The following is a 12,475-nucleotide window of genomic DNA, read 5'->3' as shown; positions in this document are numbered from 1 at the left end:
CAGCGCGCGCGCCCTCATATCGCAATGCATCATGTGCGGCGCATATTATTTGAGCATGCAATGCGCTGACGGCTCGGGCTTAATTGGAGCAACGATACGAATCGACACGCGACGCGATCTCGCGCCGTTGGCACGAGACGCGGTGAGGAGGATCGCATGCGCAAGCTTGCGCTGTTCGCCCTGCTAGCCGCAATGCCCGCGCTTGCGAGCGCCGCGCTCGCATTCGACAACGGGCAATATGACAACGTCGCGCCTGACATCCGCGCCTGGTTCAAGAGCGTGATGGCGCCGAACGGCGTACCCTGCTGCGACATTTCAGACGGACACCGCACGGACTACGACGTGCGCAACGGCGCCTATTGGGTGCCGATCGAGGGACAATGGATGGCAGTGCCCGACCGCGCCGTCATCCGCGACCGCGGCAACCCGGTCGGCCAGGCCGTCGTATGGTACGTCCACCACCGCGGCGCCATCATCATCAGCTGTTTCGTGCCGGCCGACGCGGTGTAGGCCCGCTCTACTAGTAAGCCTCTACGGGGCCGCGGAATGATATCCTCAACCCTTCAATCAGGGAGACCTTCGTGACCGAGATTTGCGCCGAAGACCTCGCCGCCATCTATCCGAAGCCGACCCCGCGCGTGGTCGCGAAGGCGAGGCCCGCGATCGATGCGCATGCGAAGAAATTCATCGAGATGTCGCCGTTCTGCGTGCTCGCGACGTCCGGCGCGGACGGCAGCGTCGACGCTTCGCCGCGCGGCGGGAGCGTTGGCTTCGTCCATGTCGCCGGCCCGAACCGGCTGCTGATGCCCGACCGTTCCGGCAACAACCGGATCGACAGCTTTCGGAACGTCGTCGAAGGCTCCGGCTTCGTGCATCTGTTGTTCTTCGTCCCCGGAATCGACGAGACATTGCGCGTCGGCGGACGCGGCACGCTGTCGGCCAACCCGGATCTGCTCGCCTCGATGGTGGAATTCGGCAAGCCGCCGCGCGCGGTGCTGAGCGTCGACGTCAGCGAAGTCTATTTCCACTGCGGCAAGGCGCTGATGCGCTCGAACCTGTGGTCGACGGAGAGGGTGCAGCGCTCGGTGATGCCAAGCATCGCTGAAGTCATCCACGACCAGACCAGCCTTGGTGAGCCGGAACCGCAGGACGTGGTTGAAGCGCGGTACAAGACGCAGCTTTAGCTATCGCAACGATACAAATTATCGTCCCGGGGCGGGCCGGGACGACGCCGGATGTGTGGGGCCGACGCTTAGTGCGCGTCGCCCTCGAGCCCGCCGACATGCTTCTGGGTGTAGAGCTCGAGGCCGATGCGGCCGATCAGATCGAGCTGGGTCTCGAGGAAGTCGATGTGGTGCTCCTCGTCGCTCATCAGCTTCTCGAACAGGTCGCGCGTGACGTAGTCCTTGACTCCGTGGCAGTAGGTCGCCGCTTCCTGGTAGAGCGCCCGCGCGCTCATCTCGGCGGCAAGATCGCACTCGATGATTTCCTTAACGTTCTGGCCGATGCGCAGGGGATCGAGCACCTGCATGTTCGGGAAGCCGTCGAAGAACAGGATCCGCTCGGTGAGCTTGTCGGCATGCTCCATCTCCTCGATGGATTCCTTGCGCCAGACCTTGGACATGTCTCGCAGGCCCCAATTGTCGAGGAAGCGATAGTGCAGCCAGTACTGGTTGATCGCAGTCAGCTCGTGACGCAGCGCCTTGTTGAGGTAGTCGATGACTTTTGCGTCGCCCTGCATGATTCACTCCAGCTTTTGCGGTTCGATCCGGCCGGCAACCGAATTTAGAAGGCTTCTAAGACAGTTCAGGAACGGGAGCAACCGGCGAACAGGAACGCAGTCCGGGATAAGCTCAAACGGTGATGCGGAGGGCTATCAGCAGGCGGCGAGCGCGAACTGGGCAGGCTCGGCCGACTCATCATTGGCGGCGACGGTGTGGTTGTGCGGGCAGCCGGAGCAGCAGGATTTGGCGCAGGGGCCGAGCGCTTCGTCGATAATGGTCTTGATGGTGCGGGCGCAGCGGCCGCATTCGGCGCTGCAGCCAAGGCATCCATAGATCTGCTTGGCGTGACGCACGGCGTCGTCGGACTCGGCGACGGCGGCGCGGATGTCGTCATCGCTCAGCACGTTACAGGAACAGACGATCATGGAAAGCAGCAGGCCCTTTGGTGATGCGGCAGTATCGATATTTAAGGGGCCGGCCGGATGCAAAAGGAAAAACCGGAATTTGAAGCTATTCCAAACTGGCCCGGGAGCAGCCTAGAACGGCTCTAAATTCGAGCGTTGCGCTGGATCAAGATTGAAGCAGCCTAGTCGCCGCCAGCGCCGCCCCCACTGTCGCCGCCGCAATCTCCGCCGCCGCTATCGCCAGTCGAGCAGCTGCTGCCGTCCGTCGAGCTCCCCGAACTGTCGCTGGAAAACCAGCTTCCCGGTGAGAAGCCGTCATTCGTCCTGTCCGAATAGCTGTCGCCACCGCCGCGATCGCCCCCGGCCCCTGCGCGCGAGCGCGGACCCCGGTGCTGCAGATGGGTGATCAGGGCATAGCCGATCACGCCGATCGCCCCAGCCGCGATCAGGGCATTGGTCAGGACGCCGTTCATGATCGTCTCCCAGGCTTGAAAACCGCGATTTCTACCCATTGGTCGCAGCCGGCAATTGTGCCGTTCATTGATCATTCAAGCGAAGTATGGAACCTTGGCCGCAACGGTTCCGTGTTGGTGTGTGAAAGGTCGAGCCCATGAAGAAAACGCTCCTGGCAGTCGCCGCCGTCGTCACCCTGGTCCTGACCGCCGGAACGCCGGCCCATGCCCAGCGCGGTGTCGCCGCTGGCGTCGCCGCCGGCATTATCGTCGTCGGCGGCGCACTGGCCTCTCCGTACTATTACGGACCAGGTCCCGGCTATGCATATGGTCCGGGCTACAGCCCGGGCTATTACCCGCCCCGCTATTACGCGCCGGACCCCGGCTACGCCGCCGACGAGTATTACGGCGACGGCTGTGTCTGGCAGAAGCAACGCTTCTGGGACGGCTATGCGTGGCGCGTCCGCCGCGTCCGGGTCTGCGGCTGAGACACGCCGGACCGCTTCAGCCGACCGGTTATCACAGGCGCGCCGTTCATCTCGGGGCCTGAAAAAGACCGCTTTTTCTCGTCACAGCTCCCGGTGCGTTTACTGAGGATTGACCATTTGCGCGCTTCCTAGCTGCAAGACCAATTCCATCAGAGTCTGCGTGAACCTTTGAACCCCGGGCGCTTCTAACCAGGTGCGTCCATCTCTCAGGAGAGCCAAGAGCATGAAGAAGACTTTAGTTGCCGCCCTCACGGTTGCGACGATCGCCGGTTCGCTGGTGACCGCCACTCCGTCCGCGCAGGCCCATGACGGCGTCGGTGTCGGTATCGCTGCCGGCCTGCTCGGCGGCGCGATTATCGGCGGCGCCATCGCGTCGAGCCGTCCGGCCTATGGCGGACCGGTGTATGTGGCCGAGCCCGGCCCGCCGCCCCCGCCCTGCTACTGGCAGCGCCAGCGCTATTGGGATGGTTACGGCTGGACCGTCCGCCCGGTTCGCGTTTGCTACTGATCTGATCGTAACGCGCGCGCAAGCGCCGCGATCGAAGCCCGGCCGAGAGCATCGGCCGGGCTTTTTTCTTTTGCGAGGCTTGTTCAGCGCGCGGCCTGGATCGAATGCAGCACCTCCTCGCTCGGCCAACAGTCGACCTTCAGGCCTGCCGACTTCTGATAGGCGCCGAGCGCTGCGCGCGTCTGCATGCCGGCCTTGCCGTCGATCTTGTCCTTGTAGAGCCCGACGCGCGTCAGCCCGCGCTGCATCGCCTCGACGTCCTTGGTCCGCAATTGCTTCGATGCGGACCATGGCGTCGCGAATGGCAGCGGGCTCGTCATGCGGTCGCTGAGATGGCCGACGAACAGCACGTAGAGATCGGAGAAATTGTATTCCTTGATGACGAAGTAGTTCTTCGTGGTCAGGAACGACGGGCCGTAGATGCCTTCCGGCTGCAATAGCGACGCGGGCTGCGCCTGCTCGGCGGCGCTGAGCTTTTGTCCCCGAACCGGCACGAAGCCGTCGCGCAGCCACTGGCCGATCGGCTTCGTCACTTCCGGCACGCCAATCGTGCAATCGACTCTCGCCGGCGCCTGAACCTCGTAAGCCCAGCGTACGCCGCTCTGCCAGCCCTTGTTGACGAGCTGCTGTGCAGCCGAGGCCAGCGCATCCGGCACCGAATGCCAAATGTCGATGCGGCCATCGCCGTCGAAATCGACACCGTGCTTGTAATATTCGGAGGGCAGGAACTGCGTGAGCCCGGTGGCGCCGGCCCAGGACGAGCGCATCTCCTTGCGCGTCACCACGCCCTCGCCGAGAATCTTCAGTGAGAGAATGAACTCGTTGCGATAGGTGTCCTTGCGCCGGCCGACATAGGCCTGCGTCGCCAGCACGCGCACGAGATCATAAGGCAGCGTGTAGCGGCCGTAATCGGTCTCGCGGCCCCAGATCGCGAGCATGACGGGCGCGGGCACGCCGGAGCTTTTCTCGATCTCGGTGAGCGCTGGCCGATATTTCTGCAACAGCCGCTGGCCCTCGACGGCAAGGCGCGCGACCGAGGCTTCCTTGACGTAATCGGCCGGCACCTGCACGAATTCTGCCTGCGACGGCGCACCGGTCGCGGGCCGTCCCGGCAGGAGCAGGTCGGGCAGCTTGTAGTCGGGCTCGAGCCCGCGCGTCTGCTCATCGAAGGTCGCGCGCGACACGCCGGCCGCCTGCGCCTCCGGCCACAGCGAGGCAATGAATTGCGAGAAGGCGACGTCGGCGGCGCGGGCGGGCGACCAGCCGCAGGTGATTGCAACCACCGCAGCAATGAGCGCCCGTCGCATCATGCCGGCATCACCGCGTCAGCTTCTTGTACTTCACGCGGTGCGGAATGATGCTGTCCTGTCCGAGCCGGCGCATCTTGTCGTTTTCGTAATCCTGGAAATTGCCCTCGAACCATTCGACATGGCTGTCGCCCTCGAAGGCGAGGATATGGGTCGCGATGCGGTCGAGGAACCAGCGATCATGGCTGATGATGACGGCGCAGCCGGCAAAATCTTCCAGCGCCTCTTCAAGCGCGCGCAGCGTGTCGACATCGAGGTCGTTGGTCGGCTCGTCGAGCAGCAACACGTTGGCGCCGGATTTCAGCATCTTGGCGAGATGCACGCGGTTGCGCTCACCGCCGGAGAGCGCGCCAACCTTTTTTGCTGGTCGGCGCCCTTGAAGTTGAAGGCTGAGCAATAGCCGCGCGAGTTCACTTCCTTCTTGCCGAGCAGGATCAGCTCGTTGCCGCCGGAGATCTCCTCCCACACGTTCTTGCTGCCGTCGAGCGCGTCGCGCGATTGGTCGACATAACCGAGATGCACGGTCTCGCCGACCGTGATGGTGCCCTTGTCCGGCTGTTCCTGCTTGGTGATCATCCTGAACAGCGTGGTCTTGCCAGCGCCGTTGGCACCGATCACACCGACGATGCCGCCGGGCGGCAGCTTGAAGGTGAGATCGTCGATCAGCAGGCGATCGCCAAAGCCTTTGCTGAGGCCTTCGAAATCGACCACATTGGCGCCGAGCCGCTCGGCGACGGGAATGACGATCTGGGCGGTTTGGGTCTGCTTCTCGCTGGCCTGCTTGAGCAGGTCCTCGTAGCGCTGGTAGCGCGCCTTGGACTTGGCCTGCCGCGCCTTTGGCGAAGAGGCGACCCATTCCTGCTCGCGGGCGAGCGTCTTCTGATGCGCGGCGTCCTCGCGGCCTTCCTGCTCCAGCCGCTTCTGCTTCTGCACCAGCCAGGATGAGTAATTGCCCTCGTAGGGAATCCCCTTGCCGCGGTCGAGCTCGAGAATCCAGCCCGTGACGTTGTCGAGGAAGTAGCGATCGTGGGTGACGATCAGGATCGCGCCCGGATAGTTGCGCAGATGACCTTCCAGCCACGACACCGACTCGGCGTCGAGATGGTTGGTCGGCTCGTCCAGCAGCAACAGCTCGGGCTGATCGAGCAACAGCTTGCATAGCGCGACGCGGCGGCGCTCACCGCCGGAGAGTTTCGTCACATCGGCATCGTCGGGCGGACAGCGCAGCGCGTCCATGGCCTGATCGACCTTGCTGTCGAGATCCCAGAGGCCCTGGGCCTCGATCTCGTCCTGCAGCTTGGTCATCTCGTCGGCGGTTTCCTCGGAATAATTCATCGCCAGCTCATTGTAGCGATCGAGGATGGCCTTCTGCTTGGCAACGCCCAGCATGACGTTCTCGCGCACGGACAAGCTCGCGTCGAGATGCGGTTCCTGTTCGAGATAGCCGACGCGGGCGCCCTGAGCGACCCAGGCCTCGCCGTTGTACTCCTTGTCGAGCCCGGCCATGATCTTGAGCAGTGTCGACTTGCCCGAGCCGTTGACGCCGAGCACGCCGATCTTGGCGTCCGGGTAGAAGCTCAGATTGATGTTGTCGAGCAGCTTGCGCGTCGGATAGCTCTTGGTCAGATCCTTCATGAAATAGATGAACTGGCGCGCCATCGGTCCCGAAAACCTTCGATTTGAGGAAATTTGCTTGCCGCCGATGTAGCGATCCCGCCCCCAAAGGGCAATGTTTTCCCTCCGTTCACCACGGATGAATACGGAACGGACACCATCCGGCCCCCGATCCGGACAATTGAAACCATCTTTTAATAAATCAGGCCAAAGCTCGGTTTCGCGCGGAAACAGCGCCACCCGCTCAGAATGAACGGGGAGCACAGCGAGGCCGATCATGGCTCTGACCGAGACCAATTCCATTGCCGTTCCGGGCGAAGCCGGACGCGCCTCCGGGCTCCTCTCGGAGATCAAGGGCTTCTGGAAGCACTTCTTCGCCACGGCCTTCAACCCCTACCGGCCCGAGCTGCACTACATGCGCGGCCCCGGTCCCGCCTGGCGGGCCAAGCACGGCATGAACGCACCGCTCCGGCTGAAGCCCCGCGACCTCTGACTGTTCCCTCCCTGTCGAATTTTTGAAGAGCTGGGCGGCTTGCGCGCTGGGTGATTGCAAGCAACCATGGCCGGGTTCCGACGACGGCGTTCCCGCTTGCGCCGTCCCCTCTCGCCATGGATGAACGCCGATGACGCGGCTGCGCTGTGCAGTTCTCGACGACTATTTCAATCTCGCGCTGAACGTCGCGGACTGGCCAAAGCTCGCCGACCGCCTCGACGTCACCGTCTTCAGCCATCCCTTTGCCTCGGAGCAAGCCGCCGCCAGCGCGCTGGCCGACTTCGACATCGTTTGCGCCATGCGCGAGCGCACCGCCTTCCCGAAGAGCCTGTTCGCGGCCCTCCCGAAGCTGAAGCTGCTGCTGACCTCCGGCATGCGCAACGCCTCGATCGACATGGAGGCCGCGAAGGCGCGCAATGTGGCGATCGGCGGCACGCAATATTCGCGCGACCCCACCGCCCCGCTCGCCATGGGCCTGATCCTGGAACTGACCCGCGGCATCGGCCGCGAAAATGCGCGCATGCATGCCGGCGAGCCCTGGCAGAGCTTTGCCGGCGTCGAGATCGAAGGCCGCACCCTCGGGATCGTCGGGCTCGGCAAGCTCGGCAGCAAGATGGCGGCCATCGCGAAAGCGTTCGGCATGAATGTGATCGCCTGGAGCCCGAACCTGACGCCGGAGAAGTGCAAGGAGGCCGGTGTCGGTTACGCCAGCAAGGAGGACTTGTTCGCCAACGCCGACATCGTCACCATCCACGTGGTGCTGAGCGAACGTTCGCGGGGCCTGGTCGGCCGCGACGATCTCGCGCGGATGAAGCCGACGGCCTTCCTGATCAACACCGCGCGCGGGCCGATCGTGGACGAGCAGGCGCTGCTCGAGGCGTTGCGGCAGAAGAAGATCGCGGGCGCCGGCATCGACGTGTTCTCGGTCGAGCCGCTGCCCACTGATCATCCGTTCCGCAAGCTCGACAATCTGGTGCTGACCCCGCATCTCGGCTACGCGACCGAGGACGGGTTGCGCATGCATTACGGCCAGATGGTCGAGGCGATCGACGCCTGGACCAACGGCGGCGAGCTGCCGCGGCGGCTCGCCTGAGGCCTCAGGCGGCCGAGCGCTGGCTGGCGGGCTGGCTTGCCGCATCGGCAAAGCCATCACGCCAGGAAGCATGCGCCGGCAGCCAGCCGAGCTCGCGCTTGGCCTTGGCGTTGGATGCTCCGCGCACCTCCGTCATCATCGCAACCATATGCTCACCCGCAAGCAGGCGCGCGAGCCAGGCGGGGATATGGCGCGGCGGCTTGGCACCGAGCAGTTCGGCCAGCGCAGGCAGCCAATCCTTCACCTGCGCCGGATGATCGTCGACGATGTTGTAGATGCTGCCCGCGCGTCCGCGTTCAACCGCGGCAAGCGTGGCAGAGGCGGCATCTTCGGTGTGAATGAACGACCACGTTCCGCCACCATCGCCGATCACCGGTACACGCCGGTGGCGCAGCTGATCGATCATGGCCGGCGAGAGCGTGCCGGTCTCAGGTCCATAGAAGAATCCATAGCGCAGCACGATGCCCTCCGGCATCGTGGACGCGGTGACGCTTCGCTCCAGGTACCGGATCGCCTCGAGCGTGCGTCGCAGTTCTTGCGGCGGATGCAGGTCAAGTTCATCGGTCTCGGTCTTCACCGCTCCCCCGGTGCGACTGAAAGTCCAGCCGCAGAAGCTTTGCGCGATGAAGCGCCTGGCGCCCGCCTCGCGTGCGGCGGCGAGCAGAATATCGGTTCCGCGCGTGCGGAGTTCGTTGGTCCGCGCGAAAGCCCGATCGAAATGACGCAGATCGGTGGCGGCCGCGAGATCCGTCATCTGGTGGATGACGATTTCGGGCTTTGCCGCAATGACCGCAGCGCGCATGCTGTCGGCATCGAGGCCGTCGGCGACGACCGGCTCCGCACCCAATCGGCGTACGACGTCTCTTTTTGCCTCACTCCGTGTCGTGCCAGTCACGGAATGGCCCGCGGCAACCAGCGCCGGAACCAGATATTGCCCGACCGCGCCGGTCGCGCCCGCAACAAGGATGCGCATCGTGTGCTCCTCAATTCGTTGCAATCCTCCCGGACGTAGTCGAGGTGTGGAGCGGTTCAAGTGAGACCTGCGCGCAAGTGAGACATGCGCGTCAAATGACAACGGCGCGTGACCGAGGTGCACGCGCCGTCATCAGATCAATTCTTGCGAGCCGGTTCAGCGCACCGTGACTGGCGCGGGTAGCGGCGGCACCACGGTCGGCTGGGTGCCCGGGACCGGACCGGCCTGGGCAGCCATCGGGGCGGGACCAGCGGCACCGGGCATCGGCGCCGCGGACGCGGTCGCGGTTCCCGGCGGCGGGCCGCCCGGCATCACCACCACGCGGGTGCCGACCTTGACCCGATCGAACAGGTCCGAGACGTCCTCATTCAGCATGCCGATGCAGCCGGAGGAGACGAACTTGCCGATGGTCGACGGCTGGTTGGTGCCGTGGATGCGGTACACGGTTGAGCCGAGATACATCGCGCGGGCGCCAAGCGGATTGCCGGGGCCTCCCGCCATGAAGCGCGGCAGATAGGGTTGGCGCTCGATCATTTCCGCCGGCGGATGCCAATCGGGCCACTCCGCCTTGCGGGTGATCTTCTGCACGCCGGTCCAGGTGAAACCATCGCGGCCGACGCGAACGCCGTAACGGATCGCCCGGCCATTGCCGAGCACGTAATAGAGATAGGTGTTCGGGGTATCGACGATCAGCGTTCCGGCCGGTTCCTTGGTTGCCAGCGAGACTTCCTGGCGGCGCAGGTTCGGCGGCAGCTGCGCGGGGGCGGCGTCGGGCTGCTCCTCGGGCGGCAACGAGGCGATCGACATCGGACGGCCATCGGCGCCCATGGCGGGCTGCTGCGAGACCGTTCCGGTCTCGCCCGGACCACTGACTGCCTCCGGCGGACGCAGGCCATCGCTGCCGGGCGCCTGACCCGGACGGTCGGCATAGATCACGGCCGGCGGACCGGCGGGACGACCGTAGCGGGGATCATCGGGCGACATCACCGGGCCTTGCGGCGGGGCGGCGGAATAGACCGGCGGAGCGCCAGCCGGACGACCATAACGCGGATCATCCGGCGACATCACCGGGCCCTGCGGCGGGGCAGCGGAATAGACCGGCGGAGCGCCGGCCGGGCGTGCGTAGCGCGGATCGTCGGCCGGGCCGGGCGGCGGCAGCGACGCCTGCGGCATCGCGCCGTCGTCATCTTCCAGCGCGTCGAAATTGGGCGTGCGGTCGCCGGGGTGATATTCGGCCGGGGCACCGTAGCTTGGCGCCTGCTGCACCGGATAGGACTGGGCCTGCACGAGCGAGGTTCCCGCCGCAGCGACTGTTGCGGCAGCGCATATCGTCAGAAAATGTTTGATCATCATCGCTCTTGTATGGTCCCCAGGCCCTATCGGACCGCTGACGGCCAGATGACCGAAGATAGCGGCACATTCAAGACATGACAGGCCGAATTGCGCCGATTTGGCGATTTGTGATGTCAGCGCACACCGTTGCTCCGTTGCATCACGGGGCGAAAATCGCAATTCGCCGTAAATTGCCGGAGTCCTCGACCGTGAATTTTAGGGAGCGGCGCGGAGACGTTGCGATATGGTCGAATCAGCCTGATTCGCCATCGATTTGAGCTCCGGATTTCCGCTTGGCGAATGCGGCGATCAGTACCGTCACCGCGTTCAGATGGCTCATGGGCCCTGGCCACACCCCGCCGGGGCGGAAATTCGTAATCCGTCAATGCTTCCCGGCTTTCGCTTCCTGCTTGCCGCGATCCTGCTGTCAGCCTCCATCCTGGTGTTCGGCTTAGGGGCCGCCGCGCTGCTGCGGGCGACCCATGAGCAATATGTCAGCAACCCGTCCTGGCGGAACGGGCCGCAGGAGCAGGTGTTCGCGCAGGCTCCCGAGCCGGCCCAGCCTGTGCTCGCCGCTCTGCGCGTGGAGCAGGTCACGCCGGCCGCCGATGACGCCACGCCTGCGCTGCGGGACCAGGTCCCGAGCATCGGGATGCCCGCGGTCGAGACCGCGCCCGAGCAGATGGCCGCCGTGACCCTCGATGGCAACGTCCAGCCTGAGCCTCGGGTCGCAGCTCTCGGGGCGGCCATAGAAGCGGCACCGCCCGCCACCGAAGCACCAGCCCCCGAGCCAGCCAAGAGCGAGCCAGCCCAGAGCGAGGCTGCGGCTTCCGCGCCCGCCGACACACTCACCCCCGCCGACACGACGGCTTCCATCGCCACGATGACGCCGGCACCGGCAGCCATTGCCTCCGAACTGCCGCGCACCGCGACAGCGCTGCCGGCATCGCACGTCGCCGACATCGCAGCGGCCAGGATGGCTGCGCTGAACGAGCTCGCGCCGGCCAAGACCCTTGCGCCGAAGGCCAAAGCCGCCGGGACGACGCCCGAGAGCAAGCCGCGTGCGCACAAGCCGAAGAAGCGTCACCGCATCGTGCGGCGCCCGCCGCCTCCGCCGGTACAGCAGGCACTTGATCCCTTCACGCAACAGCCGACGCTCGCCGCGGCGGCGACGACGCGCAAGCGTCAATAGGGTTTACGCCGGCCCGGTTGCGATTTGCGGGCCTTTTTCCTGGCCCCATTCCGACCACGAGCCGTCGTACAGCGCGGTGTCGGTGATACCCAGTCGATAGAGCGCGAGCGTCAGCACGCCGGCCGAGACGCCGGAGCCGCAGCTGGTCACGATCGGCGCGTCGAGCTTCACGCCTGCGCTCGTGAAGGCGGCGCGCAGATCGTCGAGCGGCTTCATCACCCCGGTGTCGGCATCGAACAGCTGATTGTAAGGCACGTTGCGCGCGCCGGGGATGTGGCCGGAGCGGATGCCCGCGCGCGGCTCGGGCGCGCGGCCTTCAAAGCGGTCGGCGGCGCGCGCGTCGATCACCTGCTCGGCGCGGCTTTCGAGATTGGCGATCAGCTGCTGCATGCTGCGGACGCGCTTTGAATCGTAGCTCGCCTTGAACGTCGCAGGCTTTGGCTTCACCTCGCCACTCGCGAGCGGACGTCCCTCGGCACGCCACTTCTTCAACCCGCCATTGAGGATTCGCACGTTGTCGTGCGCGAAGGCCAGGAACATCCACCATGCGCGGGGTGCTGCGACCCAGCCGCCGGCATCATAGAGCACGACGGTGTCGGCATTCGAGATGCCGAGTTGGCCTGTGTCACGGCCGAATTGCTCGGCGCTCGGATACATGTGCGGCAGCGGATTGGAATGATCCGACACCGCATCGACGTCGAAGAACACGGCACCCGGCAGATGCGCGGCGAGATAGTCGTCCTTCGGCAGCGGCAGCACGCCCGGCAGCTTGAAGGTGGCGTCGAGCACTTTGACGTTAGCGTCGTTGATGTGGGCGGCGAGCCATTCGGTGGAGACGAGGGGATCGGTGGTCATGCGAGGTCTTTCTTGTCATTCCGGGACGAGCGCAACGTGA

General features: G+C 65.0%; 16 protein-coding genes. 7 read left to right on the top strand and 9 right to left on the bottom strand.

Features of this window, described 5'->3' with window-relative positions; genetic code table 11:
* Positions 1-156 precede the first annotated feature (156 nt).
* A complete protein-coding gene (locus tag AB8Z38_RS32520; RefSeq protein ID WP_369721668.1) occupies positions 157-510 on the top strand; it encodes a hypothetical protein in 354 nt (117 codons plus the stop codon).
* Between the two features lie 71 nt (positions 511-581).
* On the top strand, positions 582-1,184 hold the full coding sequence (locus AB8Z38_RS32515; protein ID WP_369721667.1) for an MSMEG_1061 family FMN-dependent PPOX-type flavoprotein: 603 nt from the start codon (positions 582-584) through the stop codon (positions 1,182-1,184).
* A gap of 68 nt (positions 1,185-1,252) precedes the next feature.
* Here the strand turns inward: AB8Z38_RS32515 and bfr are convergent, their stop codons facing one another.
* From bfr to AB8Z38_RS32500, 3 genes are all read right to left on the bottom strand, one after another.
* Entirely contained in the window at positions 1,253-1,741 is a 489-nt protein-coding gene (bfr, locus tag AB8Z38_RS32510; protein ID WP_369721666.1) for a bacterioferritin, read from the bottom strand.
* A gap of 135 nt (positions 1,742-1,876) precedes the next feature.
* Positions 1,877-2,149, bottom strand: coding sequence for a bacterioferritin-associated ferredoxin (locus tag AB8Z38_RS32505; protein ID WP_369726660.1), 273 nt, complete (start codon positions 2,147-2,149; stop codon positions 1,877-1,879).
* A gap of 161 nt (positions 2,150-2,310) precedes the next feature.
* On the bottom strand, positions 2,311-2,601 hold the full coding sequence (locus AB8Z38_RS32500) for a hypothetical protein (RefSeq protein WP_369721665.1): 291 nt from the start codon (positions 2,599-2,601) through the stop codon (positions 2,311-2,313).
* A gap of 137 nt (positions 2,602-2,738) precedes the next feature.
* Between AB8Z38_RS32500 and AB8Z38_RS32495 the strand changes: the two genes are divergently transcribed.
* Both AB8Z38_RS32495 and AB8Z38_RS32490 read left to right on the top strand, forming a co-directional pair.
* Positions 2,739-3,068, top strand: a complete 330-nt coding sequence (locus AB8Z38_RS32495; RefSeq protein WP_369721664.1) for a hypothetical protein — start codon at positions 2,739-2,741, stop codon at positions 3,066-3,068.
* A 223-nt stretch (positions 3,069-3,291) separates the two neighbouring features.
* Complete coding sequence (locus AB8Z38_RS32490) at positions 3,292-3,576, top strand: hypothetical protein (protein ID WP_200512390.1); 285 nt, start codon at positions 3,292-3,294, stop codon at positions 3,574-3,576.
* Between the two features lie 83 nt (positions 3,577-3,659).
* Here the strand turns inward: AB8Z38_RS32490 and AB8Z38_RS32485 are convergent, their stop codons facing one another.
* From AB8Z38_RS32485 to ettA, 3 genes are read right to left on the bottom strand one after another with little or no spacing between them, the layout of a single operon-like run.
* Positions 3,660-4,886: a lytic murein transglycosylase gene (locus AB8Z38_RS32485; RefSeq protein WP_369721663.1), complete on the bottom strand. Its 1,227-nt coding sequence runs from the start codon at positions 4,884-4,886 to the stop codon at positions 3,660-3,662.
* Between the two features lie 7 nt (positions 4,887-4,893).
* Complete coding sequence (locus AB8Z38_RS32480) at positions 4,894-5,280, bottom strand: ATP-binding cassette domain-containing protein (protein ID WP_369721662.1); 387 nt, start codon at positions 5,278-5,280, stop codon at positions 4,894-4,896.
* The gene (gene ettA / locus AB8Z38_RS32475) at positions 5,184-6,542 is read right to left on the bottom strand and encodes an energy-dependent translational throttle protein EttA (RefSeq protein ID WP_369721661.1); all 1,359 of its coding nucleotides are present in this window, start codon (positions 6,540-6,542) and stop codon (positions 5,184-5,186) included. The genes AB8Z38_RS32480 and ettA overlap by 97 nt, the downstream gene beginning before the upstream one ends.
* A gap of 232 nt (positions 6,543-6,774) precedes the next feature.
* Here ettA and AB8Z38_RS32470 point away from each other — a divergent pair, with 232 nt between their 5' ends.
* Together AB8Z38_RS32470 and AB8Z38_RS32465 are read left to right on the top strand one after the other, a co-directional pair.
* Entirely contained in the window at positions 6,775-6,990 is a 216-nt protein-coding gene (locus AB8Z38_RS32470) for a hypothetical protein (RefSeq protein WP_369721660.1), read from the top strand.
* A 130-nt stretch (positions 6,991-7,120) separates the two neighbouring features.
* Positions 7,121-8,083, top strand: coding sequence for a D-2-hydroxyacid dehydrogenase family protein (locus tag AB8Z38_RS32465; protein WP_369721659.1), 963 nt, complete (start codon positions 7,121-7,123; stop codon positions 8,081-8,083).
* Between the two features lie 4 nt (positions 8,084-8,087).
* On the opposite strand, the gene AB8Z38_RS32460 is transcribed toward AB8Z38_RS32465, so the two are convergent.
* Both AB8Z38_RS32460 and AB8Z38_RS32455 read right to left on the bottom strand, forming a co-directional pair.
* Complete coding sequence (locus tag AB8Z38_RS32460; protein WP_369721658.1) at positions 8,088-9,056, bottom strand: NAD-dependent epimerase/dehydratase family protein; 969 nt, start codon at positions 9,054-9,056, stop codon at positions 8,088-8,090.
* A 156-nt stretch (positions 9,057-9,212) separates the two neighbouring features.
* The gene (locus tag AB8Z38_RS32455; protein ID WP_369721657.1) at positions 9,213-10,406 is read right to left on the bottom strand and encodes a L,D-transpeptidase family protein; all 1,194 of its coding nucleotides are present in this window, start codon (positions 10,404-10,406) and stop codon (positions 9,213-9,215) included.
* A 367-nt stretch (positions 10,407-10,773) separates the two neighbouring features.
* Here AB8Z38_RS32455 and AB8Z38_RS32450 point away from each other — a divergent pair, with 367 nt between their 5' ends.
* On the top strand, positions 10,774-11,580 hold the full coding sequence (locus AB8Z38_RS32450) for a hypothetical protein (protein ID WP_369721656.1): 807 nt from the start codon (positions 10,774-10,776) through the stop codon (positions 11,578-11,580).
* Between the two features lie 3 nt (positions 11,581-11,583).
* On the opposite strand, the gene sseA is transcribed toward AB8Z38_RS32450, so the two are convergent.
* The gene (gene sseA, locus AB8Z38_RS32445) at positions 11,584-12,435 is read right to left on the bottom strand and encodes a 3-mercaptopyruvate sulfurtransferase (RefSeq protein ID WP_369721655.1); all 852 of its coding nucleotides are present in this window, start codon (positions 12,433-12,435) and stop codon (positions 11,584-11,586) included.
* Positions 12,436-12,475 lie beyond the last annotated feature (40 nt).

Origin of the sequence: Bradyrhizobium sp. LLZ17 (assembly GCF_041200145.1) — a bacterium.
Taxonomy (GTDB): domain Bacteria; phylum Pseudomonadota; class Alphaproteobacteria; order Rhizobiales; family Xanthobacteraceae; genus Bradyrhizobium.
The sequence above is the reverse complement of the archived record's forward strand: the minus strand, read 5'-3'. Positions and strand labels throughout refer to the sequence as shown.

What these genes read in the sequence shown, in the direction of transcription:
- ettA (WP_369721661.1), bottom strand. Translation starts at nt 6,542, where the DNA reads ATGGCGCGCCAGTTCATCTATTTCATGAAGGATCTGACCAAGAGCTAT.
- AB8Z38_RS32500 (WP_369721665.1), bottom strand. Translation starts at nt 2,601, where the DNA reads ATGAACGGCGTCCTGACCAATGCCCTGATCGCGGCTGGGGCGATCGGC.
- AB8Z38_RS32505 (WP_369726660.1), bottom strand. Translation starts at nt 2,149, where the DNA reads ATGATCGTCTGTTCCTGTAACGTGCTGAGCGATGACGACATCCGCGCC.
- AB8Z38_RS32490 (WP_200512390.1), top strand. Translation starts at nt 3,292, where the DNA reads ATGAAGAAGACTTTAGTTGCCGCCCTCACGGTTGCGACGATCGCCGGT.
- AB8Z38_RS32485 (WP_369721663.1), bottom strand. Translation starts at nt 4,886, where the DNA reads ATGATGCGACGGGCGCTCATTGCTGCGGTGGTTGCAATCACCTGCGGC.
- AB8Z38_RS32465 (WP_369721659.1), top strand. Translation starts at nt 7,121, where the DNA reads ATGACGCGGCTGCGCTGTGCAGTTCTCGACGACTATTTCAATCTCGCG.
- bfr (WP_369721666.1), bottom strand. Translation starts at nt 1,741, where the DNA reads ATGCAGGGCGACGCAAAAGTCATCGACTACCTCAACAAGGCGCTGCGT.
- sseA (WP_369721655.1), bottom strand. Translation starts at nt 12,435, where the DNA reads ATGACCACCGATCCCCTCGTCTCCACCGAATGGCTCGCCGCCCACATC.
- AB8Z38_RS32460 (WP_369721658.1), bottom strand. Translation starts at nt 9,056, where the DNA reads ATGCGCATCCTTGTTGCGGGCGCGACCGGCGCGGTCGGGCAATATCTG.
- AB8Z38_RS32455 (WP_369721657.1), bottom strand. Translation starts at nt 10,406, where the DNA reads ATGATCAAACATTTTCTGACGATATGCGCTGCCGCAACAGTCGCTGCG.
- AB8Z38_RS32495 (WP_369721664.1), top strand. Translation starts at nt 2,739, where the DNA reads ATGAAGAAAACGCTCCTGGCAGTCGCCGCCGTCGTCACCCTGGTCCTG.
- AB8Z38_RS32520 (WP_369721668.1), top strand. Translation starts at nt 157, where the DNA reads ATGCGCAAGCTTGCGCTGTTCGCCCTGCTAGCCGCAATGCCCGCGCTT.
- AB8Z38_RS32450 (WP_369721656.1), top strand. Translation starts at nt 10,774, where the DNA reads ATGCTTCCCGGCTTTCGCTTCCTGCTTGCCGCGATCCTGCTGTCAGCC.
- AB8Z38_RS32470 (WP_369721660.1), top strand. Translation starts at nt 6,775, where the DNA reads ATGGCTCTGACCGAGACCAATTCCATTGCCGTTCCGGGCGAAGCCGGA.